The organism is Salipiger sp. ABN3_019 (assembly GCF_056158605.1).
The window spans coordinates 1058136-1084174 of record NZ_JBSWTP010000010.1; the positions used below are offsets into that span (position 1 = coordinate 1058136).

Genomic DNA, 26039 nt, shown 5'->3' on the forward strand with positions numbered 1-26039 from the left:
GGTGATCAGAAGTTCAGCGCGGGGCAGCTGTCATCCGCCGAGTAATCGTGAACCTCGATCTCGCCAGCGACGATCTTCTCGCGCGCCTCGTCAACGGCGGCTTTCATCTCGTCAGAGAGCAGCTCGGCGTTGTTCTCGTCGAGCGCGTAGCCGACGCCGTTCTCGGCGAGGCCCAGCACCTTCACGCCCGTCTTGAGCTCGGTGCCTTCGGTCATCGCCTCGGCCACGGCCACGTCGACGCGCTTGAGCATGGAGGTCAGAACCTTGCCCGGGTGCAGGTAGTTCTGGTTGCTGTCGACGCCGACCGAGAGGATGCCCTCGTCCGCGGCGGTCTGCAGCACGCCGATGCCGGTGCCGCCAGCGGCGGCGAAGATCACGTCGGCGCCCTGGCTGATCTGTGCCTTGGTCAGCTCCGAGCCCTTCACCGGGTCGTTCCAAGCGGCGGGGGTGGTGCCGGTCATGTTGGAGATCACGTTGATGTCATCGCTGACCGCTTTGGCACCCTGCGCGTAGCCGCAGGCGAATTTGCGGATCAGCGGGATGTCCATGCCACCAACGAAGCCGACGGTGCCCGACTCGGAGGCCATCGCCGCCAGCATGCCGACGAGGTACGACCCTTCGTGCTCGGAGAAGAGGATCGACAGGACGTTGGGATGCTCTTCGGGGTCAACGAAACCGTCGATGGTGACGAATTTGGTGTCCGGGTAATCCGCGGCGATTGCGGCGATCGGCGAGGACATCGAGAAGCCGGTGGTCACGACCGGGTTGAAGCCAGCCTCGGCAAAGCGGCGCAGGGCCTGCTCACGCTGGGCTTCGGACTGCAGTTCGATGTCCTTGTAGGAGCCGCCGGTCTCTTTGGCGTACATCTCGGCGCCGTTGTAGGCGGCCTCGTTGAAGGATTTGTCGAACTTGCCGCCGAGGTCGTAGATCAGCGCCGGATCCGCCAGCGCGGCGCCTGCGGTCAGGGCCAGCGTTGCGGCGGTGCCGAGGATGGATTTCATGAGGGTCATAGGGTGCTCCCGGGTCTGGACGAGCGGGGTCTGTTCTGCGTGCCCCGCACTTTGGACTGCCCTGTGGCAGATCATGCCCGATAATGCGTTGCCCTAGCGGCGGGTCAACAGGTTTTTGCAAGTCCGCGCACAGGGTTGGCCTGCCGCAACGCCTAACCTCAGGTAAGCGCACGGCTCATGAGCAGCGCATCGTCGCGCCCGCCGCCGGGGCGGTGGTAATAGGCTTTCCGCCGGCCGGTCACCTGATAACCGCAAGCCTCGTAAAAGCCGCGGGCACCTAGGTTTTCCGACGCAACCTCGAGAAAGACGGTGGCCACACCGCGGGCCGCGGCCTGCGCCTCGAAGGCCTGCAGAACCGCCCGCCCCGCCCCCTTGCGCTGCTGCGCGGGATCGGTGGCGAGCGCGAGAATTTCGGCCTCATCCAGCACCACGCGGCCGAGCACAAAGGCACCCTCGCCGCGCACCAGCAGGCTGGAGGGCTGATCGAGCGTGCCCGCAAATGCCGCCTCGGTCCAAGGGTCCATATGGGTGTAGGCGCGGGCCGAGAGCGCGGCCAGTTCGGCGGCGGTCAGGCTCATGGGCTCAGTCCAACAAGCGCGGCGCCGCATCGCGCGACGGCGCGGCATCGGCGGCGCGGATGTAAAGCGGAGCAGGACGGCGGCCCGGCTCTTTCTGTGCGGCGACCTGTGCGATGCGGATCGCCAGCTCTCGCGGCTCGGGCGGCAGCACTGCGTCGCTGTCTTCGGCAGAGACCAGCGCCGGGGTCTCCCAGTTGCGCTGCACGTAGATCTGCCCGCGCGGTGCGGGCACCCCGGCCAGAACGTCGGGCTGTTCGTGATGGATCGCCTCGAAGGTGCTCACCCCGATGGCCGGAGCCTCCAGCCCCAGCGCCAGCCCGCGGGCGGTGGAGACCGAAATGCGGATCCCGGTGAAATTGCCCGGTCCGATGCCCACGGCGACCAGATCGAGATCGCCCCAGACAACCCCGCCCTCGGCCAGCACTTCCTCGAGCAGCGGCATCAGGCGCTCGGCCTGTCCGCGGCCCATCTCCTCGGCCCTCGCCGCCAGCACCTCGTCGCCACGCAGCAAAGCGGCCGCGCAATGCGCGGCCGATGTGTCGAAGGCAAGGATCAGTTGATCAGGCATGGATCGCTCCGGTGCGCTCAGACGGCGACCGGGCGCACCTCGGTCACTTCAGGGATGTAGTGGCGCAGCAGGTTCTCGATGCCCATCTTCAGCGTCAGCGTCGACGAGGGGCAGCCCGCGCAAGCGCCCTGCATGTGCAGGTACACGACGCCGCGGTCAAAGCCGTGGAAGGTGATGTCACCGCCATCCTGCGCGACGGCCGGACGCACGCGGCTGTCGAGCAATTCCTTGATCTGGCCGACGATTTCAGCGTCCTCGCCTTCAAAGGCCTTGTGGCCCGAGGCTTGCGCTTCGCCCGCCATGACCGGCTCGCCGGACTGGAAATGCTCCATGATCGCGCCCAGAACGGCGGGCTTCACATGGTCCCAATCAGCGGCTTCGTCCTTGGTGACGGTGACGAAATCATTGCCAAAGAATACGCCGGTGACACCGGCGACCGAGAACAGGCGCTTGGCCAGCGGCGAGTTGTCCGCGCCATCGGGCGTGGGGAAATCCGCGGTACCTGCCTCCAGCACGGTCTGGCCCGGCAGGAACTTCAGCGTCGCGGGGTTCGGGGTGGATTCGGTCTGGATGAACATCTGCGATAGTCCTTTTTGCGGGCTGGACCCTATATGCGCCTCCGCCGCTCCAACGTCAAGTTTTGGAATCGTTCTAAATCAGCAGTACCAGCAGAAATCCCGACACGGGCGGTCGGCGATACGGACCGACGCACCAAGACGGCACCCGCCCTCCGCCACCCCGGATGGCCGCTCAGGTGATCGCCTCGAGCCGTTCCTTGGACATGTCTCCCGGCACGATGGTCAGCGGGATCGGCAGGCTGCCCGAACTGCGGGTCATCTGGCTGACCAGCGGCCCCGGCCCTTTCTTGTCGGCGGCGGCACCCAGCACCAGCACGCCGATCGACGGGTCTTCATCAACCTGGGCGAGGATCTCGGTCACCGGATCGCCCTCGCGGACCACCAGTTCGGGATCGACCCCCTGACGGTCACGCATCCATTTGGCGAAGACCTCGAAATGCGCCTCGATCCGCTCGCGGGCCTCGGCGCGCATGATGTCACCCACACCGATCCAATGGTTGAACTCATCGGGCGGGATCACCGACAGGATCGACACGCCGCCCTTGGTCTTGGCCGCGCGCATGGCGGCGAAACGCATGGCATTGAGACATTCGCGGCTGTCATCCAGCACGACGAGGAACTTGCGCATTGGGCTCTCCTTCGCGGCGATCATGGCGCAGGGGGCAGGCGCAGGCAATGTCGATTTCTCATCACGCGACCCGCGCCGCCAGACCGCGTGCGGCGGGCCGCAGCAAACGCGCGCCCAGCCAGCCGCCGAGGGCCGTCAGCGCCTGCGCAAGCGCCAGCCAGACCATCAGCCCCGCGGCGATCGCATGATCCGAGACGCGCACCAAGGCCCGGAAGCTGCGGGATTTTCCAAGCACCTCCATCACCCCGCGCGTCTCGCTGCCCGCCACATCCGACACCCGCGCGAGCCGCGCCGCATCCTCGGCGCTGTCCACATGGCGCAGCAGCAGCACGCCGTCGGTCATCGAGGTGTTGCCGACCACCCGGCTGACGTCACCCGCCAGCGCCTCGGCTCTTGCCAGTCGTGCCGTGTCGGCCGCCGCGCCGCTGCCGCTGGCCAGCCGCCGCAGCATGCCCGCGTCCGCGAGGCGCGCCAGTTCATCCAAGAATGAAGGCGTCAGCGTGTTCAGCCGCCGCCCCATGCGCAGCGCCGTGGCACCGGCCTTGACCGAGGCGGAACTGCCGCCGGTGACCACCAGCGCGCCGGTCGCCGCCAGCCCGACGGTGGCCAGTGTCACCTCCACCCCGTCCACATCGCTGCCGCTGAGCCAGTCACCGCCCGCCCGGCGCAATGCGTTGAGATCGCCGAGCGGCGTCAGTTCCAGCGGGATGCCGCAATAGGCCAGCATCTGCAGCGAGGGGCAATTGGCGATATCGGCGGCGCAGGTGCCGCAGGTGGCGACCTTACCCCAGACGCTGTCCTTAGCCTCGCGCAACTCCTCGATCTGCCGCGCCTGCGCCGCGTCCGGCTGCTGACCGACGCGTGCGGCCAGTGGTAGCAGCATATCGATCCGGTCAAGGTCCTGCGCCTCCAGCGCTTCGGCGATCTGCTGCGCGAGCCGCTCCGGGCTCAGCGCCCGCGCCAGCCCGGCGTCCAGCGCCTGCCGCACCTCGGCGGTGCTGGCCTGCAGAAAAGGCCGCGCGAAAGGGTTGGTCGAGAGGGTCCAGACCATCAGCAGCAGGCTGACCAGCAGCGGCAGGGCGCGGATCGAGCGCGCCAGCCCCCGGCGGCGCCGCCTCGGACGTTCATGACCGCGCGGCTCAGACCGGAGATCGCCCCCCGGCAGATCGCGCCGCGGGACGTCCGTTTCGGCATAGCGGCGTTCGGCCCGCAGCACCGGGCGCTGCGGGTCCTTGGGGCGTGTCGCGACGAGCGGCGGCTCGCGGCGCAAGGCTCAGCCTTCGCTGAGTGCCCAGTCCCAGTAAAGCTCGCGCACGCGGCGCGTCACGGGACCGATCTGGTAATTGGTGTCTTCAAAGCCCGACACGGCGGTCACTTTCTGCAGGTTGCCCGAGAGGAACACTTCGTCGGCGCCCTCGAAGTCCTCGAAGCTGAGCACCGCCTCATGCACCTCCATGCCGTCGGCGCGCATGTTCTCGATGTGACGCGCGCGGGTGATCCCCGACAGGAAGGTGCCATTGGCGATCGGGGTGAACACCGCGCCATCCTTCACCATGAAGGCGTTGGCCGTGGCGCTCTCGGCGACATTGCCGAGCGCATCGGCCACCAGCGCGTTGTCGAACCCGCGCGCGCGCGCCTCGACCAGCATCCGCGCATTGTTGGGATACAGGCAGCCCGCCTTGGCGTTGCAGACCGAGCTTTCCAGCACGGGCCGGCGGAAGCGCGTACGGCCCAGCCGCGCCGCGGCGGTGTCGGGCGCCATGGGGATCTCTTCGAGCGAGATGGCAAAGGCGGTGCCTTCGGCGCCCGGCACGATGGCGGTCGCGTCACCCTGCGTCGCCCAATACATCGGGCGGATGTAGATGGCGGCCTCCTTGGGATAGGCCGAGAGCCCCTCCCAGACGATCTGCACCATCTCCTCGGCGGTGATCGTCGGCGTCAGCATCAGCGCCTTGGCCGAGCGGTTGATCCGCGCGCAATGGGCGTAGAGATCGGGCGCAATGCCATTGACGTAGCGCGCGCCGTCGAAAACCGAACTGCCGAGCCAGGCCGCGTGATCTGCCGCGCGCATGATCATCGCGTCCCCGTCGTGCCAGGTGCCCTGGAAATAGGTGCGGATGTTCTTGCCCGTTGCCATCGTCGTGTCTCCTGCGAAAGTTGCGCGGACCCTAAGCCCGCGCCGCCGCCGCGTCCAGACCGCCCCGCCGCGCCCTCACGGAAGAGCGAGCGGCGCCCCCGCCCCTTTCATCTTTCCACAAATACTCGACAACACCCGCCCCAAGGCGCAGCAAGCTTCTTCATTGTTACCCAAATACGCAAACACCCGCGCCAGACGCGCCGCCGCCGGGCCGCGTCAGCCCAGCGTCACGTCAAGGAACATCATCAGGATCAGGCCAAAGAGCAGCCCCGTTGTCGCCCGCTTTTGATGGCCGTTGCGGTGGGTCTCGGGCACGATCTCATGGCTGATGATGTAAAGCATCGCGCCCGCCGCGAAGGTCAGCCCCCAGGGCAGCAGCACCGAACTGACCGAGACCGCGACCACACCCAGCAGCGCCCCCACCGGCTCGACCAGCCCGGTGAGCGCGGTGTAGAGCAGCGCCTTGCTGCGGGAATAGCCCAGCCCCACCAAGGCCACCGCCACGGCCAACCCCTCGGGCATGTCCTGCAGCGAGATGCCGGTCATCACCGAAAAGCCGTTGGTGCGGTCGAGACCGTAAGCGACGCCGATCGACAGGCCTTCGGGGAAATTGTGGATCGAGATCGCCAGCACGAACAGCCAGATCCGCGCGAAGGTCGCCTGATCCGCCCCGCCCTCGGGACCGGTCTTGAAATGCTCGTGCGGGATCGCGTGGTTGAGCCACGCCACGAAGCCCGAGCCGAAGGCGATGCCGCAGGCGGCGATGGCGGCGGCGATCCAGACCGAGCCGGTCTGTTCCTGCGCCACGTCGATGCCCGGAATGATCAGCGAGAAGTAAGAGGCCGACAGCATGACACCGGCGGCAAAGCCCAGCATCATGTCCGAGGTCGCCTGCGTCATCTTGCGCCCGACCAGCGCCGGGATCGCCCCTGCCGTGGTGGCAATCGCGGCGATCATGCCGCCACCGACGCCCCAGAGAATGTCCTGCATGATGCCTCCGATCTGCATTCGCGCGCACTAAACGTGCTCTGCCGGGGAGATACAAGCACACGTCATTGCGCAAACTCTGGCGAAGCGGTAAGGAAACCTGACCACATAGCGGAGGAAGGCGGCCCATGCCGGTGATCACAGAGATCGAGGACCTCAAACGCATCTATCGGCGCAGGGTGCCGAAGATGTTCTACGACTATTGCGAGTCGGGCAGCTGGACAGAGCAGACCTTCCGCGAGAACAGCTCGGATTTCGACGATCTCTATCTGCGCCAGCGCGTCGCCATCGACATGACCGGCCGCAGCACCGCGACGCAGATGATCGGTCAGGACGTGGCAATGCCGGTGGCGCTGGCTCCGGTGGGCATGACCGGGATGCAGCACGCCGACGGCGAGATCCACGCCGCGCGCGCGGCCGAGAAATTCGGCGTGCCCTATTGCCTGTCGACCATGTCGATCTGCTCGATCGAGGATGTGGCCGAAAACACCTCCAAACCGTTCTGGATGCAGGTCTATACGCTCAAGGACGACGACTACATGAAGCGGCTCTTCGACCGCGCCAAGGACGCCAAATGCTCGGCGGCGGTGATCACGGTCGACCTGCAGATGCTGGGTCAGCGTCACAAGGACCTGAAGAACGGCCTGTCGGCCCCGCCCAAGCTGACCCCGAAGTCGGTCGCCAACATGATGACCAAAGTGCCGTGGGGGCTGGAGATGCTGCAGACCAAGCGGCGCTTCTTCGGCAATATCGTCGGCCATGCCAAAGGCGTGACCGACCCCTCGTCGCTGACCACATGGACGGCGCAGAGCTTTGATCAGGCGCTCGACTGGGACCGCATCCGCGAGTTCCGCAAGATGTGGGACGGCCCGCTGATCATCAAGGGCATCATCGACCCGCGCGACGCTTTGGAGGCCTGCAACGTCGGGGCCGATGCCATCGTGGTGTCGAACCACGGCGGGCGGCAGCTTGACGGCGCGCTCAGCTCGATCCGCGCGCTGGCGCCGATCATGGACGCGGTGGGTGACAAGATCGAAGTGCATCTCGACAGCGGCATCCGCTCGGGACAGGACGTGCTGAAGGCCATCGCCATGGGCGCCAAGGGCTGCTGGATCGGGCGTGCCTATATCTACGGGCTGGGCGCCATGGGCGAGGCCGGCGTCACCCGCGCGCTCGAGGTGATCCACAAGGAGCTGGATGTGTCGATGGCGCTTTGCGGGCGCACCGACGTCAACACCGTGGACCGCGATATCCTGATGATCCCCAAGGGATTTTCCGGCGACTGGGAAGAATAACCGGGAGGTTTATGCTTAGGACCGGTGATGGCGCGGCGCCTAGCGTCGCGCCATCAAGGGCAGCAGCACCAGCGGCACCGCCAGCAAAAGCAGCGCCACCGCGCCGAAGGCGGCGCGCAGGCCAAAGAGCTCGGACAGCCCGCCCATCAGCGGCGGCCCGAGGAAGAACCCCGCATAGCCGATCACCGTCGCGCGGCTGACCGCCAAGGCTCGCGCCCGGGGCGTCACCCGCCCGCCCATCCATGCGTAGGCCATGGGTGCCAGCACCGAGACGCCAAAGCCCAGCACCGCAAATCCCGCCCAGCCGATCAGCGCCGTCGGCGCCAGCGCCGCCACCAGCGCCCCAAACGCGGCAAGCCCAGCCCCTGCCCCCAGCACGCCCGCGCCGTTGAGCCGCCCGATCACCCCCTGCCCGGCAAGCCGCCCGGCGCCCATGGTCAGCCCCAACAGCGTCGGCGCCAGCGCGCCGCCCACGGCGCCCGCGCCAAGGTTGCGCTCCAGATGCAGCGCCGACCACGCCTCGGTCGCCTGCTCTGCAAGAAAACCGATGCAGATGACCACCCCCGCCAGAACAACCACCACCCAAGGCAGCGGACCGCGCGCATCGGAACCCGGCGCGGCGCTCTCATGGTGCGGCAACACCGCGCCGCCGCGCGCCACCAGCGCCATCGCCAGCGTGACCACCGCCGCGCCCATGAAGATGCTCCACAGCGGCAACCCCGCCCCGCGCGCAATGCCCGCCGTCAGCGCCGCGCAGGCATAGACCAGCGAATAGCCGCCGTGAGCGAGGTTCATCAGCGGCCGCCCGGACTTTGCCTCGAGATGCGACAGCTGCGCGTTCATCGCCACGTCGACGGTGCCCGCCGCCGCTGCGCAGCACAGCATGATCGCGCCGAACTGTACGCCCGAGGTCGCCAGCCCCGGCAGGGCAAAGCCGCAGGCCAGCAGCGCGATGAACACCGGCATGGCCCAGCGGCGCAGCCGCTCTTCGGCCCATGGCGCCAGCCACATGGCGGCGATCGCGCCGCAGGTCGAGATCAGCATCGCCGTGGCGAAACCGCCGTCGCCCAGCCCGGTCTGCGCCATGACCACGGGCACGCTGCCCGCAAACACACCCCAGCACACGCCGATCCCGGCAAAGCCCGCCAGCGGCGCGCGGATCATCCGCAGATCACTCAATACGCTCATGGTCCCTCCGTTCGCCGCAAGCCGTCGCACGGCCCGGCGGGAAGATCCAGCCACCCCCGGTCCTGCCTCCCGCACGCGCGGAGCAACCGCCACAGAGGATTAGCCCTTGCCCAAAGAGGGAATCCGGTCTAATGGGCTGCCTTCATCGCGGGGTGACAGCCTTGGAGGCACCCCCACAGACATATGGAGATACAAAATGGCTGGTGAGATTCCTGATCTCGAAGCCCTGGAACGGTCGGGGACGGGCAAGGGCGCCGCTCGGCAGGCCCGCCGCGACGGCATGGTTCCGGGGATTGTTTTTGGTGGCGAAGCAGACCCGCTTGCTATCCAGATCCCGTTCAACACGCTGCTCAAGCGCCTGAAAGCAGGCCGCTTCAAGTCGACCCTGTTCAACCTCAAGGTTGACGGCCACGACGACGTGCGCGTGATCTGCCGCGACGTTCAGCGCGATGTGGTGAAGGACCTTCCGACCCACTTCGACCTGATGCGTCTGCGTCGCACCTCGCGCATCAACCTGTTCATCCACGTTGATTTCATCAACGAAGAGCAGGCACCGGGCCTGAAGCGCGGCGGCGTTCTGACCATCGTGCGTCAGGAAGTCGAACTGAACGTTCTCGCCGGCGATATCCCGGACCACATCACTGTGGACCTGGCAGGCAAGCAGATCGGTGATGTCATCCACATCAACGACGTCGTGCTGCCGGAAGGCGCAAAGCCGACCATCGACCGTAACTTCGTGATCGCCAACCTCTCCGCACCGCGCGGTCTGGTTGAAGCTGAGGCCGAAGAAGGCGAAGAAGAAGCCGCCGCAGAGGAATAATCCTCGCGCAGCTTCGCTGAAAAGACGGCCCCGCCATTTGGCGGGGCCGTTTTCGTTTGGCGGGCTGGCGCCTACTCCAGCACCTGCACCGCCGAGAAAATCTCAAGCTCGGGCCCGCCGCGATACATGCCCTCGCGGCTCTTCGCGCCTTTATGGGCCATGCGGAAGGCCTCGCTCTTGGTCCACGCGATGAAGCTTTCCTCATCCTCCCAGACCGTGTGCGAGGCATAGAGGATATGGTCCTCGCGCTCCGGCCCTTTGAGCAGCGCGAAGCTGCGGAAGCCGGGCACGCTCTTGAGCTGGCTGTCGCGCTGCGCCCAGACCTCTTCGAACTCCGCCGCCCGCTCGGGCACCACCTTGAAGCGGTTCATCGTGAGATACATGGTCTCTCCTTCGTTGCTGTGCTATCGCCATCCCTGCCCTATCTAGGGGGCGAGGCAACCAATTCGGAGACGCGGCGTGCAGATTTTCGTGGGTCTGGGCAATCCCGGCGGCAAATACGCGAAGACGCGGCACAATATCGGCTTTATGGCCGTCGACCGGATCGCCGAGGATCACGGCTTTTCGCCGTGGCGCGCGCGGTTTCAGGGCGAAGTGGCCGAAGGCCGGCTCGGCACCGAAAAGGTGCTGCTGCTGAAGCCGCAGACCTTCATGAACCTCTCGGGCCAATCGGTCGGCGAGGCCATGCGCTTCTTCAAGCTCGAGCCGGGCGATGTAACCGTGTTCCACGACGAGCTTGACCTCGCGCCGGGCAAATGCCGGGTGAAGACCGGCGGCGGCCACGCGGGCCACAACGGGCTCCGCTCGATCCACCAGCACATCGGCGAGGCCTATCACCGCATCCGTCTCGGCATCGGCCATCCGGGCCGCAAAGAAGCGGTGGCGGGCTATGTGCTGCACGAATTCGCCAAGGCCGAAGAAGGCTGGCTGGACGATCTGATGCGCGGCATCTCCGACGGCGCTAAGGCGCTGGCGACGGGCGACAAGCCCGGCTTCCAGAACGCCGTGGCGCTGCGCGTGGCGCCGCCGCGCTCCTCACAGGGCACAGGTCAAAAGGGTGCGGGCCAGAAGGGTCCAGGCCAGAAGAGCGCGGGCAAGCCGGGCAGCGACAAGGCCAAGGACGGCGACGCCGCAAAGCCGCAAACCGCATCAAAGGCACAAGCCGCGTCCGAAGCCGCCGCTGAGGACAGCCGCAGCCCGCTGCAAAAGCTCGCCGACAAGTTTCGCTGAGCATTCGGGGCATCGCCTTGCCTCTCCTTGTCCAAGGCCTGCGGTCTGCTAGGCTTGGCCGCATGAGTTCTCGGTAACGGAGGGACGAACATGCAGAAAGACAAGGCGATCAACGTTCTGGGCGAACTGCTACACCCTTGCTCGGTCGACCCGATGACCGGCTATTTCCGCGACGGGCACTGCAACACCTGCACCGAGGATTCCGGCAGCCACACGGTCTGCGCCGTGATGACGGCGGAGTTCCTCGCCTATTCGAAATACGTCGGCAATGATCTGTCGACCCCGCGCCCCGGCCTGCGCTTTCCGGGGCTGAAGCCGGGCGATCAATGGTGCCTCTGCGCGCTGCGCTTCCTGCAGGCCCATGACGAGGGCTGCGCGCCGAAGGTGCAACTCAACTCCACCCATCAGCGCGCGCTGGAAGTGGTGTCGCTGGACATCCTCGAACAGCATAAAGCCGACTGAGGCCCACAGGAGGCCCAAAGCCCCGCTGCAATGGAAAAGGCCGCCCCGAAGGGCGGCCTTTCGTGTCTCAACAAACTCGGATCAGGCGATGTCGACGCCGAGGTGCTTGGCGACGGCAAAGATGTCCTTGTCGCCCCGCCCGCACATGTTCATGACGATGATGTGGTCCTTGGGCAGCTCCGGGGCGATCTTCATCACATGGGCGAGCGCATGGCTCGGCTCCAGCGCCGGAATGATACCCTCGGCCGAGCACGACAGCTGGAACGCCTCGAGCGCCTCCTTGTCGGTGATCGCCACATATTCAGCACGGCCGGTGTCATGCAGCCAAGCGTGCTCCGGCCCGATGCCCGGATAGTCGAGACCGGCCGAAATCGAGAAGCCCTCGAGGATCTGCCCGTCGTCATCCTGCAGCAGATAGGTGCGGTTGCCATGCAGCACGCCGGGGCGACCGCCGGTCAGCGATGCGCAATGCTCCATCTTCTCGTTGACGCCCTTGCCGCCCGCTTCGACGCCGATGATCTTGACGTCCTTGTCGTCGAGGAACGGGTAGAACAGGCCCATGGCGTTCGAGCCGCCGCCGATGGCGGCGATGATCGTGTCGGGCAGACGGCCCTCGGCCTCCATGATCTGCTCTTTGGTTTCCTTGCCGATGATCGACTGGAAATCGCGGACCATGGCCGGATACGGGTGCGGGCCCGCCACCGTGCCGATGCAGTAGAACGTGTCGCGCACATTGGTCACCCAGTCGCGCAGCGCGTCGTTCATCGCGTCCTTCAGCGTGCCGCGGCCCGAGGTCACGGGAACCACTTCGGCGCCCAGCAGGCGCATGCGGAAGACGTTGGGCTGCTGACGCTCGACGTCATGCGCGCCCATGTAGACCACGCACTTCAGGCCGAACTTGGCGCAGACGGTCGCGGTGGCCACGCCGTGCTGACCGGCACCGGTCTCGGCGATGATCCTTGTCTTGCCCATGCGCTTGGCGAGGATGATCTGGCCCAGCACGTTGTTGATCTTATGCGCGCCGGTGTGGTTCAGCTCGTCGCGCTTGAAATAGACCTTGGCGCCGCCCAGCTGCTCGGACAGGCGCTCGGCGTGATACAGCGGCGACGGACGGCCGACGTAATGCTTCCACAGGAAGTCCATCTCGTCCCAGAAGCTCTGGTCGGTCTTGGCGCGCTCATATTGCTCCTCAAGCTCGAGGATGAGCGGCATGAGGGTCTCGGACACGAAACGCCCGCCGTAGATGCCGAAGCGGCCCTTCTCGTCGGGGCCTGTCATGAAGGAATTGACCAGATCGTCCATAGCGCGTCTCCCGCTGAATTTCCCCCTTCTCTAAAGCATGCCCCAAGGCAAAGGCCAGAGCAGACGGAGCCCGCACGCAATTTCCCTGCCGCTGCGCGCGCCCGGTCCCTTCTTCTCTTGCCAAATACGCACGGCGCGAGGGCGCAACCAGCGGGGCACCGGCCGCGCCGGGTGCCAAGCCCGCAAACGAAAATACCGCCAACAAAAAGACCGGCCGCGGTGTCCCGCGACCGGCCCTGATCACGATGCGCGCGCGCCTCAGCCCTTGGCGGCGACGCCGTAGATTTGCGCGATGCGCTCCACGGCGGCCTCGGGCGCCAGTTCCTCGCTCTCGCCCGTGCGACGCGAGGTCAGCTCGACCACGCCGTTCTTCAGCCCGCGCGGGCCGACGGTGATGCGCCACGGCAGGCCGATGAGGTCCATTGTGGCGAATTTGGCACCCGCACGCTCGGCACGGTCGTCATAGAGCGGCTCCAGCCCCAGCGCGGTGAGCGCGGCGTAGAGCAACTCGCAGGCCGCATCCGCCTCACCGTCGCCCTGCTTGAGGTTGACGATGCCGCAGTGGAAGGGGGTGACACCCTCGGGCCAGATGATGCCCTTGTCGTCATGGCTGGCTTCGATGATCGCGCCCAGCAGACGCGACACGCCGATGCCGTGCGAGCCCATGTGCACGGGCACCTGATTGCCGTCCTTGTCGGCGACGGTGGCGCCCATCGGCTCGGAGTATTTGGTGCCGAAGTAGAAGATCTGTCCGACCTCGATGCCGCGCGCGGTGCGGCGGCGCTCTTCGGGCACCTCGGCAAAGACCGCCTCGTCGTGGGTCTCGTCGGTGCGGGCGTAGCGCGAGGTGAACTCCTCGAGCACCGCCTGACACTGCTCGACCGAATCGTAGTCGATCTCGCGGTCGCCGAACTTCAGCTCGGTGATCTGGCTGTCATAGAACACTTCCGACTCGCCGGTTTCGGCCAGCACGAGGAACTCGTGGGTGTCGTCGCCGCCAATCGGGCCGCTGTCGGCGCGCATCGGGATCGCCTGCAGGCCCATGCGCTCATACGTGCGCAGGTAGCTGACAAGGTGACGGTTGTAGGCGTGCAGCGCGTCTTCCTTGGTCAGGTCGAAGTTGTAGCCGTCCTTCATGTAGAACTCGCGGCCCCGCATCACGCCAAAGCGCGGGCGGATCTCATCGCGGAACTTCCACTGGATCTGATACAGCGTCAGCGGCAGGTCCTTGTAGCTGCCGACGTGGCTGCGGAAGATGTCGGTGATCAGCTCTTCGGCGGTGGGCGTGAACAGCATGTCGCGGTCGTGCCGGTCGCGGATGCGCAGCATTTCCTCGCCGTAATCGTCGTAGCGACCGCTCTCGCGCCACAGGTCCGCCGACTGGATCGTCGGCATCAGCATCGGGATATGGCCGGCGCGCTTCTGCTCTTCGTGGATGATGTCCTCGATCTTGCGCAGCACTTTGAAGCCCAGCGGCAGCCACGAATAGATGCCGGCGCTCGATTGTTTGATCATGCCGGCGCGCAGCATGTAGCGGTGCGAGACGATCTGCGCCTCGGAAGGCGTTTCTTTCAGAACGGGCAGGAAATAACGGCTCAGACGCATGCGGGCCTCCCGGAGATTGGCGTTTCGCCCGGGTTAGGCGAAGGGCGCGCCAAGGGCAAGAGGTCTGCGCATCAGCGCGCCCGCGGCTAGAGCACCGCGGAATGCGCCGGATCGGTCAGCATCAGGAACAGCGGCAAAAGCAGGAACATCCAAACGAAAAGAAAACGCAGCATTGCCGCTCCTTAAAAACAGGACATGAAAATAGGCGTAAAATCAGATAGCAGGCAGAATGCACCGGATTGCCCGCTTCGCCTAGCGCGAAGTTGCGAGCGGCCTGCGCAGACTTGAAAAGGCACGGCGGAGCGGCGATGAAGGGCGGACGGCAGAGAAAAGGATTCCCATGGCGCTCCCCGTGCGTGATCAGATGAAGTACTGGGGCGTTGCGGCCATCATCTTTGCCGTGGTGCTTTGGTATCTGGGCAATGTCCTGCTGCCGTTCATTCTTGGCGGCGCCATCGCCTATTTCCTCGACCCCGTGGCCGACCGGCTGGAACGGCTTGGTCTGAGCCGGGCCATGGCGACCATGGTCATCACCCTCGCCGCGATCCTGATCTTCGTCATCCTCGCGCTCGCGGTGATCCCGACGCTGGTCCGGCAGGCGGGCGATCTGATCGAAACCGCACCGCAGCTGTTCCGCGACCTGCGCGATTTTCTCGGCACGCATTTCCCGTCGCTGGTGGTTGAAGGCAGCCCGATGCGCGAGGCGCTCGTCTCGATCGGCCAGACCGTGCAGGAGCGGGGCGCTGAACTGCTCAACACCGCGCTCAGCTCGGCGATGTCGGTGATCAACATCCTGATGCTCTTTGTCATCGTGCCGGTGGTGGCGGTCTATCTGCTGCTCGACTGGGATCGCATGGTGGCCCGCGTCGATGAGCTCTTGCCGCGCGACCATGTCTCGGTGATCCGCCAGATCGCCAGCGAGATCGACGCCACGCTGGCCGGTTTCGTGCGCGGCATGGGCTCGGTCTGCCTGATCCTCGGCTGCTATTATGCCATTGCGCTGGCGCTGGTGGGGCTGAACTTCGGCCTTGTGGTCGGGGTGATCGCCGGGCTGCTGACCTTCATCCCCTATGTGGGCGCGATCATCGGCGGGGCGCTGGCCATCGGGCTGGCGCTGTTCCAGTTCTGGGGCGAATGGTACTGGATCGCCGCCGTGGCTGGGATCTTCTTCCTCGGCCAGTTCCTTGAGGGCAATTTCCTCACGCCGAAACTGGTGGGCAGTTCGATCGGGCTGCATCCGGTCTGGCTGATCCTCGCGCTGTCGGTCTTCGGCACGCTCTTCGGCTTTGTCGGGATGCTGGTCGCCGTGCCGCTGGCGGCGGCGCTGGGGGTGATCATGCGCTTCGTGATCGACCAGTACAAAGACAGCCGCCTCTATCGCGGCCTCGAGCACGACCGAGAGGCACCATGACCCTGCCTCAGCAGCTTCCTCTGCCCCTGCCGGTCCGCGCCGCGCTGGGGCGCGAGGATTATTTCGTCTCGGGGTCAAACGCGCTTGCCGTGGCACTGCTCGACCGCTGGCAGAGCTGGCCTGCGGGCAAGCTGATCCTCGTCGGCCCCGCCGGTGCGGGAAAGACCCATCTTGCCCATGTGTGGGCGGCTGACTGCGGCGCGACGATCTTGCCCGCCGCGGCGCTGCCGCAGGTGGATATTCCCGATTTGGCCGAAGGTCCCGTCTGCATCGAGGACGTGCCGCAAATCGCCGGGGACCGCCCCGCCGAAGAGGCGCTGTTCCATCTGCACAACCTTGCGCTGGCGCAGCACCAGCCGCTGCTTTTGACCGCACAGACCGCCCCCAAGCATTGGCGGCTGTCGCTTCCCGACCTCTGCTCGCGCATGGAAGGCACCCAGACCGCCACCCTGCCCGAGCCCGATGACGCGCTGCTTGCCGCGGTTCTGGCGAAGCTGCTGGCGGACCGCCACTGCGTGCCTGCCCCCGATGTGATCCCCTATCTGCTGCGCCACATGCGCCGCAGCTTCGGCATGGCCCAGAAGGTCGCCGCCGCGCTCGACGCGGGCGCGCTCGGCCGCCCGAAGGGCATGACGCGCTCTCTGGCCCGCGAGATTCTGCTGGCTGTCGATCCCCGCGCGTGATCCGTACCCGCCGCAGCGCAGCGCTTGCGCCCTCTCCGGCAGTCGGGCATCCTTCCTCTTTCATCAAGATGTTGCAATTCGTGACGCATATGCCCCCCATGACCATCGCTGATTTCCTCACCGCCCCGATCCCCGAGCCGCAGGACCTTCCCGAGATCGACCTCTCGGGCCCCGGCCGCTATTACAACCGCGAACTCAGCTGGCTGGGCTTCAACTGGCGTGTGCTGGAAGAGGCCGAGAACACCAAGGTTCCGTTGCTCGAACGGCTGCGCTTCCTGTCCATCTCGGCCACCAACCTCGACGAGTTCTACACCGTGCGCGTCGCCGGTCTTCGCGAGCTTGCCCATGCGGGCAACACCACCCCCGCCGCCGACGGGCTGAGCCCCGCCGAGCAGCTTGTGCTGATCGACGAGGACGCGCGGCGGCTGATGGCGCATCAGCAGAAAGTGCTGGGCGAGCTTGAGAAGGAACTGGACGCGGCGGGCATCGACATCGTGCCGCGCGACGCGCTGCAGCCCGAAGACCTCGAATATCTCAACACCCAGTTTCTCGAGCAGGTCTTCCCGGTGCTCTCGCCTCTGGCGATCGACCCGGCGCACCCGTTCCCCTTCATCGCCAACATGGGCTACTGCCTCGCGCTGGAGCTTGAGCGCAAGCGCGACCGCCGCACGCGTCAGGCGCTGCTGCCGATCCCGCATCAGATCGACCGTTTCATCGCCCTGCCCGCCCCCGAGGGGCACAACCGGTTCATCTACCTCGAAGACGTGCTCCTGCTGCACATCGAAAGCCTGTTCCCCGGCTACCGGGTGAAGGACCACTTCGGCTTCCGCGTGCTGCGCGACAGCGACATCGAGGTCGAGGAAGAGGCCGAGGATCTGGTGCGCGAGTTCGAAGTGGCGCTGAAGCGCCGCCGCCGCGGCGAGGTCGTCCGTCTGACCGTCAGCGCCGGTGCGCCGAAGCAGCTGCGCAGCATCGTCATGCGCGAGCTGTTCGTGCAGGAAGACGATGTGATCGAGCTCGACGGGATGATCGGTATGGCCGACCTCAAGGAGTTGGTGCTCGACTCCCGCCCCGATCTGCTCTGGCCCAGCTTCACCCCGCGTGTGCCTGAGCGGGTGCAGGATCACGAAGGCAATATGTTCGAGGCGATCAAGCAAAAGGACATGCTGCTGCACCACCCCTATGAGACCTTCGACATGGTGGTGCGCTTCCTGCATCAGGCGGCGATGGACCCGGATGTGGTGGCGATCAAGCAGACGCTTTATCGCACCTCGCGCAACTCGCCGATCGTCGAGGCACTTTGCGAAGCGGCAGAGGATGGCAAGTCGGTCACCGCGCTGGTCGAGTTGAAGGCGCGTTTCGACGAGGCCGCCAACATCCGCCAGTCGCGGCGGCTGGAGCGTTCGGGCGCGCATGTGGTCTATGGCTTCCTCGACTGGAAGACCCACGCCAAGATCTCGAGCGTGGTGCGCCGCGAGGGCGACAAGCTGGTGACCTACACTCACTGGGGCACCGGCAACTACCACCCCATCACCGCCAAGATTTACACCGACCTGTCGTTCTTCACCTGCGATGCGCAACTGGGCCGCGACGCCTCGAAGATCTTCAACTACCTGTCGGGCTACGCCATGCCCGAAGGGCTGGAGAACCTCGTGATCTCGCCGCACACGCTGAAGCCGCGCATGCTGGAACTGATCGAAGCCGAGGCCGAGCACGCGCGTCAGGGCCGCCCGGCGCAAATCTGGCTGAAGATGAACTCGCTGATCGAGCCCGACATGATCGACGCGCTCTATGCCGCCAGTCAGGCGGGCGTGAAGATCGACTGCGTGATCCGTGGCATCTGCGGGCTGCGCCCGGGCGTGAAGGGACTGTCAGAGAACATCCGCGTCAAAAGCATCGTCGGCCGCTTCCTCGAACACTCTCGCATCGCCTGTTTCGGCAATGGTCACGGGCTGCCGCACAGCAAGGCGCGCGTGCTGATCTCTTCGGCGGACTGGATGGGGCGCAACCTCAACCGCCGCATCGAGACCGGCATCGAGATCATGAACCCCACGGTGAAGGCGCAGATCGTCAGCCAGATCATGGCGGCGAACCTCGCCGACACGGCGCAAAGCTGGGTGATGGAACCCTCGGGCAAGTTCACCCGGCACGTGCTGCCGGAGGGCGAGTTTTCGTTCAACTGCCATCGGTTCTTCATGGAGAACCCGTCGCTCTCGGGTCGCGGCTCGGCTGGTGCCAAGGACGTGCCGAAGCTGACCCACGCCGGCGACTGACCGGCCAAAGTTCTGACACTGCATTAAAAAAGGGGCCCTGCTGGGCCCCTTCCTTTTTCTGCGACGGCCCTGACGGGCGCGACGCCGTCAGGCCGCGTTGCTGTTCGCCGCCTTACGCGGCGCGTTGGAATTGCGGTCGATGAAGTCAAGCACCAGCGGGCGGATGTTGCTGCGCCAGCTGCGCCCGGCAAAGATGCCGTAGTGGCCCGCGCCCGGCTCGAGGTGCTGGCCCTTCTTGGCATCCGGCAGCCCGGTGCAGAGATCGAGCGCGGCGACGCACTGACCCGGCGCCGAAATGTCGTCATTGGCGCCTTCGACGGTCATCACCGCCACATCGGTGATCTTGCCGATATCCACCTTGTGGCCATCCACGACGAAGTTGTTCGAAGCAATCTCGCCGTTCTTGAAGATGCGCTCGACCGTCGAGAGGTAGAACTCGGCGGTCATGTCCATCACCGCCAGATATTCATCATAAAAGCGGTTGTGCGCGTCGTGATCGCTGGCTTCGCCGCGGCTCACCCGCATGATCTGATCGGTGAACGCCTTGGAGTGACGCTCGGCATTCATCGACATGAAGGACGCCAGCTGCAGCAGACCGGGATAGACCATCCGCCCGACGCCCGCATATTTGTAGCCGACGCGCTGGATCATCGTCTCTTCCAGCTGGCCCATGGTGACCCGGTGGCCGAAGTCGGTGACATCGGTAGGGGTTGCATTGGGGTCGATCGGCCCGCCGATCAGGGTCAGCGTGCGCGGCTGCGCAGCGGGCTCCAGCTCGGCCAGATAGGCGGTGGCCGCCAGCGTCAGCGGTGCCGGCTGGCAGACCGCGATCACGTTGGTGTCGGGCCCCAGCGCGCGCATGAAGTCCATCAGGTAGAGGGTGTAATCCTCGATGTCGAACTTGCCCTCGCTCACCGGGATGTCGCGGGCGTTGTGCCAGTCGGTGACGTAAAGCTCGCAATCGGGCAGCAGCGACACCGCGGTAGAGCGCAGCAGCGTCGCATAGTGGCCCGACATCGGGGCGACCAGCAGCACCTTGCGCGGTTTGGTGGGACGGCCCTGCACTTCGAAGTGCACCAGATCACCAAAGGCGCGCTCGACCACGGTGCGCGGCTCGACCACATGGTCGCGGCCATCGGCACAGGTGACGGTGCGAATGCCCCAGTCGGGTTTGACCACCATGCGCTCGAAAGTACGCTCAGTCACTTCCCCCCAAGCCGCCATCCAGCCGATCATCGGGTTCGGCAATGCGGCAAAGGCGGGGTAGGACGCCATCGTCCGTGCCGTCGCCCCGAGCCACTGGTTGGTGTTCCGGAAGGTCTCCATCAGATCGTAAGTCGCCATTTGACGCATATCGCGTGTCTCCTGATGCGCGGTCCCGCCCGGCGCCCGGTCACTGCGTGCCTCCCGTCACTCAGTTTCCGCTGATCCGGCCTCGGATCAATTCGCCGCTTTGCCCCTCGCTGTACCGCCGTTATTCTGCAACAGGCCGAAAGTAGGGGGGATTCGACCTTATGACAACTACTCCGGGCACGGACATCACGTCAGACCGCGCACGACTCGAAGCCAATATTGAGAAGATCGAAGCCCTTTCTCAACGACTTCTGGAAGCAATTTCGCGACGTAAGCCGATCAATCCTGCGTTAAACGGGCCTGATCCGCTGCTCTATGGAAAAGCTGCGCAGGCCTACTGGCAGGAATGGATGCAGAACCCCGCGAAGGTGTTCGAGCAGCAGGTGGCCTACTGGGGCAAAGCCCTGTCTCACTATCTCGAGGCGCAGACCGCCTTGGCCGGTGGCCAGCTTGCCCCGCCCGAGGACACTGGCCCCAAGGACAAGCAATTCTCGAACCCGCTGTGGGACAGCCATCCCTATTTCAACTTCATCAAGCAGCAGTATCTGATCAGCGCCGAGGCGATCCACCGCTCGGTCGACGAGATCGCCGATCTGGACCCGAAGGAAAAGAAGCGCCTGCGCTACTTCGCGCGTCAGATCGTCGACATGATGGCGCCGACCAATTTCTTCGCCACCAACCCCGACGCGCTGCAGAAGGCGCTGGAAACAGAGGGCGAAAGCCTTGTTCTGGGGATGGAAAACCTCGTCGCGGACCTTGAGGCCAACAATGGCGAGCTGGTCGTAAGGCTCGCGGATGAGAACGCCTTCAAGCTTGGCGAGAACATCGCCACCGCCGAGGGCGAGGTGGTTTATCGCAACCGCATGATGGAGCTGATCCAGTACAAGCCCACCACCGAGAAGGTGCGCGAGACGCCGATCATCCTGTTCCCGCCGTGGATCAACAAATACTACATCCTCGACCTCAAGCCGAAGAACAGCCTGATCCGCTACATCGTCGATCAGGGCTACACGCTCTATGTGGTCAGCTGGGTCAACGCCGACGAAAGCTACAGCGACGTCGGGCTCGAGGATTACATTCAGGACGGCTATCTCACGGCGATCGACCTCGTGCGCGAGATGTGCAAGGTCGAGCAGGTCAACGCGGTGGGTTACTGCATCGCGGGCACGACGCTGGCGCTGACGCTCTCGCTGCTCAAGCAGCGCGGCGAGAAGCCGGTGAAGTCGGCAACCTTCTTTACCACGTTGACCGATTTTTCCGATCAGGGCGAGTTCACCCCGTTCCTGCAGGATGATTTCGTCGATGGGATCGAGGCCGAGATCAATGCCAGCGGCATTCTAAAAAGTTTCATCATGTCGCGCACCTTCTCGTTCCTGCGCTCCACCGACCTCATCTACACGCCAGCCATCCGCAGCTACATGATGGGCGAGACGCCCCCGGCCTTCGATCTGCTCTATTGGAATGGCGACGGGGCCAACCTGCCGGGGCGGATGACCATCCAGTACCTGCGCGGGCTGTGCCAGCAGAACCTCTTCTCGAAGGGCGAGTTCGAGATTCTGGGCCACACGCTCGACATCAAGGACGTGGATGTGCCGCTGATGTCGATCGCCGCAGAGGGCGACCATATCGCCGCGTGGAAGGACTGCTACCGCGGTGTGCAGAAGATGGGCTCGCGCTCGAAAACCTTCGTGCTGTCGGAGTCGGGCCATATCGCCGGGATCGTGAACCCGCCGGACAAGCAGAAGTATGGTCACTACCTCAACCCCGATCTGAAGCTCTCGGCAGAGGACTGGCAGGCCAGCGCCGAGTTCCATGCCAAGGAGTCTTGGTGGCCGGTCTGGGAGGCGTGGCTGCGCAAAAAGTCCGGCAAAATGGTGCCCGCACGAGCGCCCGGCGATTCGTCTCCACAGCCCGATTTGCCCGGCTCCGGGCGCCTATGTGCGCGTGAAGGCTGCTTAACGCAGCGTCAAAACAGGCACTTGCACGATTTTTCTGCAGCGCGGCAAAAATTCTTGAAATGCTGCGCTGCAGCATCCATATTGGTTTCAGCCGATAGTTAAGCGCGGGGTGGGCCCGCTAGGCTGAATACGGGAATTGAAAGAATGGCTAAGACTCAAGACTTCACCGCCATGATGAAGGACATGATGGGCGCGTTCCCCGTGGACACCAAAGCCATGGACGAAGCGTTCAAGACCTCTGCAACTCTGAACGAGAAGCTCTCGGCAGTTGCTCTCGAGGCCGCAGAGAAATCCACCGAGATTTCCGCCAAGTGGACCAAAGACACTCTGGCGAAGCTGACCGACATGTCGAAGGTCAAGAAAGAGCCGGCCGACTACGCCAAGGCGATGACCGATTTCGCCTCCGCACAGGCTGAAGTCGCCGCCGAAAACATGGCCGCCTTCGCCGAGATCGCGAAGAAGGTGCAGATGGACACCGTCGAGCTGATGATGGCCGCTGGCAAGGACTTCACCGAAGATGCCTCCGCCGCCGTCAAAAAGGCCACCGACGAGATGACCGCCGCCACCAAGAAGGCGACCACCACGGCAGCTGCCGCGGCCAAGTAAGCCGGGTTTCGCCCCCCTCTCCTTCCGGGGGCGACCCGCAATTGCGCCACTCCTCTCCTCCCAAGTATTTCCGGCGCAATGCGTAGGGCGGGCCTCCCAGGGCCCGCCCTTTTTCATGGCATCTTTCATGGCATCAGGGCGTTTCGCCTCAGACGCCGAAGACCGGCCCCGCCAGCAGCCGCATGGCCAGAAAAACCACCACGACGCTCAGCAGGTTGATGACGATGCCTGCGCGCACCATGTCGCCCAGCGTCATCCGCTCGTAGGAGAAGACGATCGCGTTGGGGGGCGTCGCCACCGGCATCATGAAGGCCATCGAGGCCCCCAGCGCCACCGGCACCATCAGCCATTGCGGATCGACCCCAAGCCCAAGCGCCACCGCGCCGAGGATCGGCAGGAAGGTCGCCGTCGAGGCGGTGTTCGAGGTGATCTCGGTCAGGAAGATGATCGCCACGGCCACCACGAGGATCAGCAGCCACAGATTGATGCCCTGCAGCGCCGCCACGCGCCCGCCGATCCACTCTGCAAGCCCCGTGGCATCGAAGGCCCCCGCAAGGGCAAGCCCGCCGCCGAACAGCATCAGCACGCCCCAGGGCAGCGTGCGCGCCACGTTCCAGTCGATCACGAAACCGTCCTTGCGGCTCACCGGGATGGCAAAGAGCAACAGCGCCGCCGCCATGGCGATGCCGGAGTCGTTGATTGGCAGGTTCAGCGCGCCGCGGAACACCCAAGCCAGCGCCGCGAGGCCGAAGATCACCGCGACGATCTTCTCACCGCGCTCCATGCGCCCCAGCGCCGTGTATTCCTCGTCGATTACCGAGCGCACATCGCCAAGGTCCAGACCCTTCATCGGGAACACCAGACGGGTCAGCACGAAGAACGTCAGCGGCAGCATCACCAGCACCACGGGCACGCCGATCATCATCCATTGCAGAAAGCCGATCTCGACGCCGAAACTGTCGCCCATGAGCCCGGCCAGCAGCGCGTTGGGCGGCGTGCCGATCAGCGTGCCGACCCCGCCAATGGAGGCCGCATAGGCCACCGCCAGCATCAGCCCGACGCCGAAGTTGTGCACCAGCGCCTTGTCCTCGACCCGGCTGTCGATGAACTCGATGACCGAAACGCCCACCGCATACATCATCACCGCCGTCGCGGTGTTGGAGATCCACATCGACAGGAACGCCGTGGCCAGCATGAAGCCCAGCACGATGCGCTGCGGCGTGCTGCCGATCAGCCGCACGATGAACAGCGCGATGCGCCGGTGCAGCCCCCAGCGCTGCATCCCGCCTGCAAGGATGAAACCGCCGAGGAAGAGGAAGATCAGGTGGTTGCCGTAGCGCGCCGTCACCTCGCCGATGGGCTGGATGTCCAGCAGCGGCAGCATGACGATCGGCAAGAGCGCGGTGGCGGGCAGCGGCACCGCCTCGCTCAGCCACCAGATCACCATCCACAGCGTCAGCGCCACGAGGTGCCAGGCCACCAGCGGCATTTCGGGCGGAGCGGGCAGCATGTAGACGAGCAGCGCCGCCAGAGGCCCCGCGATCAGCGCGGCGAGGCGCAGCGGCGAGATTTCTTCCACCGTGCTGTCCTGCGGCGGGTGGTTCGGGTTGGTCTGTGCCTGCAACTCGCGTTCGCTGGGGTCTGTGCGCATTCTCGGCTCCGCCATCGTGGTATGGTAGGTGCACCGGCTGCATCAGCTTTTGCAGGCAATGGCAAGTGGAGCGGCCTCAAAACTGCGCGAGACCGGCCCGTGGCGGCATAGAAAAAGGCGCGGCCCCTGGGGACCGCGCCTTCAATTTCTTTGCATCGAGGTCACAGCGGCTCAATTGATGATGGTCGCCTCGGTGGCCGCGCGAAGCTCGTCCTCGGTCACGCCCTCGGCGGTCTCGACGATCTTCAGACCGCCCTCGACCACATCCAGCACGCCAAGGTTGGTGATGATCCGATCCACCACGCCCTTGCCGGTCAGTGGCAGGGTGCATTCCTTCAGCAGCTTGCTGTCACCGTGCTTGTTGGTGTGGTCCATGACCACGATGACCCGGCCGACGCCCGCCACCAGGTCCATCGCACCGCCCATGCCCTTGACCAGCTTGCCGGGAATCATCCAGTTCGCCAGATCGCCGTTCTCGGCCACTTCCATGGCCCCAAGGATGGCCGCCGCGATCTTGCCGCCGCGGATCATCGCAAAGGACATGGAACTGTCGAAATACGACGTCTTGGGCAGCTCGGTGATGGTCTGCTTGCCGGCGTTGATAAGATCCGGGTCCTCTTCCCCTTCAAAGGGGAACGGGCCCATACCCAGCATGCCGTTCTCGGACTGCAGCGTGATCTCCTTGTCGCCGACGTAGTTGGCCACAAGCGTCGGGATGCCGATCCCGAGGTTCACATACATGCCGTCTTCGAGTTCCTCAGCCGCGCGCGCGGCCATCTGGTTGCGATCCCAAGGCATTACACGTCCTCCCGCTTGCGCGTGGTGCGCTGTTCGATCCGCTTCTCGTGCTCACCCTTGATGATGCGATGCACGAAGATGCCCGGCAGGTGGATGTGATCGGGGTCGAGCTCGCCCGGCTGCACGATCTCTTCCACTTCCATGACGCAGACCTTGCCGCACATGGCCGCCGGCGGGTTGAAGTTGCGCGCTGTCTTGCGGAACACGCAGTTGCCCGAGGTGTCGGCCTTCCACGCCTTGACGATGGAAAGATCGGCAAAGATGCCCTCTTCGAGCACATATTCCTCGCCATTGAAGACCTTGGTCTCCTTGCCCTCGGCCACCACGGTGCCGACCCCGGTCTTGGTGTAGAAACCGGGGATGCCGGCGCCGGCGGCACGCATGCGCTCGGCCAGCGTGCCCTGCGGGTTGAACTCGAGCTCAAGCTCGCCCGACAGGTACTGGCGCATGAACTCGGCGTTCTCGCCCACGTAAGAGCTCATCATCTTCTTGATCTGCTTGGTGTCGAGCAGCTTGCCGAGACCGAAGCCATCTACGCCGCAGTTGTTCGACGCGATGGTCAGATCCTTGACGCCGCTGTCGACCATGGCGTCGATCAAGAGCTCGGGGATGCCGCAGAGCCCGAAGCCACCCGCCGCGATGGTCATGCCATCAAACAGCAGCCCGTCCAGCGCCTCGGCGGCGGAGCCGTAAACTTTCTTCATTCCGTCCTCCCGAAAGAAAAAGTCTGCCTGACTTGTCACCCGCACCGCAGGCAGAGTCAACGAAGCCCCCCGCCCCAAGCCGCGCCTTCGCGCCAAGTCACCCTCGCACGCGCAGCAAAAAGGCGCCGCAGCGCAGCATAAGCCACTTCGTCTAGACAGAAATATCCCTGCCGGAGGCGCAAGAACGCAGTACCCAAACATAAGAAGGCCCGCG

At 65.2% G+C, this 26039-nt stretch carries 24 protein-coding genes and 1 pseudogene; 9 read left to right on the forward strand and 16 right to left on the reverse strand.

Annotation, left to right across the window (positions count from 1 at the left end):
- Positions 1 to 5 precede the first annotated feature (5 nt).
- The 8 genes from ACXAD2_RS26990 to ACXAD2_RS27025 form a co-directional block, all read right to left on the reverse strand.
- Entirely contained in the window at positions 6 to 1010 is a 1005-nt protein-coding gene (locus ACXAD2_RS26990; protein WP_066107453.1) for a BMP family lipoprotein, read from the reverse strand.
- Positions 1011 to 1168: 158 nt separating this feature from the next.
- The gene (rimI, locus tag ACXAD2_RS26995) at positions 1169 to 1588 is read right to left on the reverse strand and encodes a ribosomal protein S18-alanine N-acetyltransferase (RefSeq protein ID WP_475177553.1); all 420 of its coding nucleotides are present in this window, start codon (positions 1586 to 1588) and stop codon (positions 1169 to 1171) included.
- A 4-nt stretch (positions 1589 to 1592) separates the two neighbouring features.
- The gene (gene tsaB / locus ACXAD2_RS27000; protein WP_475177555.1) at positions 1593 to 2156 is read right to left on the reverse strand and encodes a tRNA (adenosine(37)-N6)-threonylcarbamoyltransferase complex dimerization subunit type 1 TsaB; all 564 of its coding nucleotides are present in this window, start codon (positions 2154 to 2156) and stop codon (positions 1593 to 1595) included.
- Positions 2157 to 2173: 17 nt separating this feature from the next.
- Positions 2174 to 2734 (reverse strand): NifU family protein, encoded by a 561-nt coding sequence (locus ACXAD2_RS27005; RefSeq protein ID WP_475177557.1) that lies wholly within the window; start codon positions 2732 to 2734, stop codon positions 2174 to 2176.
- A gap of 172 nt (positions 2735 to 2906) precedes the next feature.
- Complete coding sequence (locus tag ACXAD2_RS27010) at positions 2907 to 3362, reverse strand: universal stress protein (RefSeq protein ID WP_066107462.1); 456 nt, start codon at positions 3360 to 3362, stop codon at positions 2907 to 2909.
- A 61-nt stretch (positions 3363 to 3423) separates the two neighbouring features.
- Positions 3424 to 4632 carry a hypothetical protein gene (locus ACXAD2_RS27015; protein ID WP_475177558.1) on the reverse strand — a complete coding sequence of 403 codons (1209 nt, stop codon included), beginning with the start codon at positions 4630 to 4632 and terminating at the stop codon, positions 3424 to 3426.
- 3 nt (positions 4633 to 4635) lie between these two features.
- A complete protein-coding gene (locus ACXAD2_RS27020) occupies positions 4636 to 5499 on the reverse strand; it encodes a branched-chain amino acid aminotransferase (protein ID WP_475177560.1) in 864 nt (287 codons plus the stop codon).
- Between the two features lie 216 nt (positions 5500 to 5715).
- Positions 5716 to 6489: a ZIP family metal transporter gene (locus ACXAD2_RS27025; protein WP_475177563.1), complete on the reverse strand. Its 774-nt coding sequence runs from the start codon at positions 6487 to 6489 to the stop codon at positions 5716 to 5718.
- A gap of 125 nt (positions 6490 to 6614) precedes the next feature.
- Between ACXAD2_RS27025 and ACXAD2_RS27030 the strand changes: the two genes are divergently transcribed.
- Positions 6615 to 7781: an alpha-hydroxy acid oxidase gene (locus ACXAD2_RS27030; protein WP_475177566.1), complete on the forward strand. Its 1167-nt coding sequence runs from the start codon at positions 6615 to 6617 to the stop codon at positions 7779 to 7781.
- 39 nt (positions 7782 to 7820) lie between these two features.
- Here the strand turns inward: ACXAD2_RS27030 and ACXAD2_RS27035 are convergent, their stop codons facing one another.
- On the reverse strand, positions 7821 to 8969 hold the full coding sequence (locus tag ACXAD2_RS27035; RefSeq protein ID WP_475177569.1) for an MFS transporter: 1149 nt from the start codon (positions 8967 to 8969) through the stop codon (positions 7821 to 7823).
- A gap of 196 nt (positions 8970 to 9165) precedes the next feature.
- On the opposite strand from ACXAD2_RS27035, the gene ACXAD2_RS27040 reads away from it, so the two are divergent.
- A complete protein-coding gene (locus ACXAD2_RS27040) occupies positions 9166 to 9789 on the forward strand; it encodes a 50S ribosomal protein L25/general stress protein Ctc (protein ID WP_066107473.1) in 624 nt (207 codons plus the stop codon).
- Between the two features lie 71 nt (positions 9790 to 9860).
- Here ACXAD2_RS27040 and hmuQ read toward each other — a convergent pair whose 3' ends face one another.
- The gene (gene hmuQ, locus ACXAD2_RS27045; protein ID WP_066107476.1) at positions 9861 to 10172 is read right to left on the reverse strand and encodes a heme-degrading protein HmuQ; all 312 of its coding nucleotides are present in this window, start codon (positions 10170 to 10172) and stop codon (positions 9861 to 9863) included.
- Between the two features lie 76 nt (positions 10173 to 10248).
- Between hmuQ and pth the strand changes: the two genes are divergently transcribed.
- Both pth and ACXAD2_RS27055 read left to right on the forward strand, forming a co-directional pair.
- On the forward strand, positions 10249 to 11019 hold the full coding sequence (pth, locus tag ACXAD2_RS27050) for an aminoacyl-tRNA hydrolase (RefSeq protein WP_475177577.1): 771 nt from the start codon (positions 10249 to 10251) through the stop codon (positions 11017 to 11019).
- Positions 11020 to 11109: 90 nt separating this feature from the next.
- Complete coding sequence (locus ACXAD2_RS27055; protein ID WP_475177579.1) at positions 11110 to 11481, forward strand: DUF2237 family protein; 372 nt, start codon at positions 11110 to 11112, stop codon at positions 11479 to 11481.
- Between the two features lie 81 nt (positions 11482 to 11562).
- Here ACXAD2_RS27055 and trpB read toward each other — a convergent pair whose 3' ends face one another.
- Together trpB and proS are read right to left on the reverse strand one after the other, a co-directional pair.
- Positions 11563 to 12783, reverse strand: coding sequence for a tryptophan synthase subunit beta (gene trpB / locus ACXAD2_RS27060; protein WP_475177581.1), 1221 nt, complete (start codon positions 12781 to 12783; stop codon positions 11563 to 11565).
- A gap of 258 nt (positions 12784 to 13041) precedes the next feature.
- Entirely contained in the window at positions 13042 to 14388 is a 1347-nt protein-coding gene (gene proS, locus ACXAD2_RS27065) for a proline--tRNA ligase (protein ID WP_475177584.1), read from the reverse strand.
- 340 nt (positions 14389 to 14728) lie between these two features.
- Between proS and ACXAD2_RS27070 the strand changes: the two genes are divergently transcribed.
- The 3 genes from ACXAD2_RS27070 (at position 14729) to ACXAD2_RS27080 (ending at position 18755) form a co-directional block, all read left to right on the forward strand.
- Complete coding sequence (locus ACXAD2_RS27070) at positions 14729 to 15799, forward strand: AI-2E family transporter (protein ID WP_475177586.1); 1071 nt, start codon at positions 14729 to 14731, stop codon at positions 15797 to 15799.
- A complete protein-coding gene (locus ACXAD2_RS27075) occupies positions 15796 to 16482 on the forward strand; it encodes a P-loop NTPase family protein (protein ID WP_475177590.1) in 687 nt (228 codons plus the stop codon). The genes ACXAD2_RS27070 and ACXAD2_RS27075 overlap by 4 nt, the downstream gene beginning before the upstream one ends.
- 98 nt (positions 16483 to 16580) lie before the next feature.
- A complete protein-coding gene (locus ACXAD2_RS27080; RefSeq protein ID WP_224903953.1) occupies positions 16581 to 18755 on the forward strand; it encodes an RNA degradosome polyphosphate kinase in 2175 nt (724 codons plus the stop codon).
- Positions 18756 to 18842: 87 nt separating this feature from the next.
- On the opposite strand, the gene phaZ is transcribed toward ACXAD2_RS27080, so the two are convergent.
- Complete coding sequence (phaZ, locus tag ACXAD2_RS27085; protein WP_066107497.1) at positions 18843 to 20108, reverse strand: polyhydroxyalkanoate depolymerase; 1266 nt, start codon at positions 20106 to 20108, stop codon at positions 18843 to 18845.
- A gap of 161 nt (positions 20109 to 20269) precedes the next feature.
- On the opposite strand from phaZ, the pseudogene ACXAD2_RS27090 reads away from it, so the two are divergent.
- Together ACXAD2_RS27090 and ACXAD2_RS27095 are read left to right on the forward strand one after the other, a co-directional pair.
- Positions 20270 to 22067: pseudogene (locus ACXAD2_RS27090) on the forward strand (PHA/PHB synthase family protein).
- Between the two features lie 143 nt (positions 22068 to 22210).
- Entirely contained in the window at positions 22211 to 22672 is a 462-nt protein-coding gene (locus ACXAD2_RS27095; protein WP_224903957.1) for a phasin family protein, read from the forward strand.
- A gap of 148 nt (positions 22673 to 22820) precedes the next feature.
- Here the strand turns inward: ACXAD2_RS27095 and ACXAD2_RS27100 are convergent, their stop codons facing one another.
- The 3 genes from ACXAD2_RS27100 to ACXAD2_RS27110 form a co-directional block, all read right to left on the reverse strand.
- Complete coding sequence (locus ACXAD2_RS27100) at positions 22821 to 24323, reverse strand: SLC13 family permease (protein WP_475177597.1); 1503 nt, start codon at positions 24321 to 24323, stop codon at positions 22821 to 22823.
- Between the two features lie 171 nt (positions 24324 to 24494).
- Positions 24495 to 25121 (reverse strand): CoA transferase subunit B, encoded by a 627-nt coding sequence (locus tag ACXAD2_RS27105; protein WP_475177601.1) that lies wholly within the window; start codon positions 25119 to 25121, stop codon positions 24495 to 24497.
- Entirely contained in the window at positions 25121 to 25825 is a 705-nt protein-coding gene (locus ACXAD2_RS27110) for a CoA transferase subunit A (RefSeq protein ID WP_475177604.1), read from the reverse strand. The genes ACXAD2_RS27105 and ACXAD2_RS27110 overlap by 1 nt, the downstream gene beginning before the upstream one ends.
- Between the last annotated feature and the right edge of the window lie 214 nt (positions 25826 to 26039).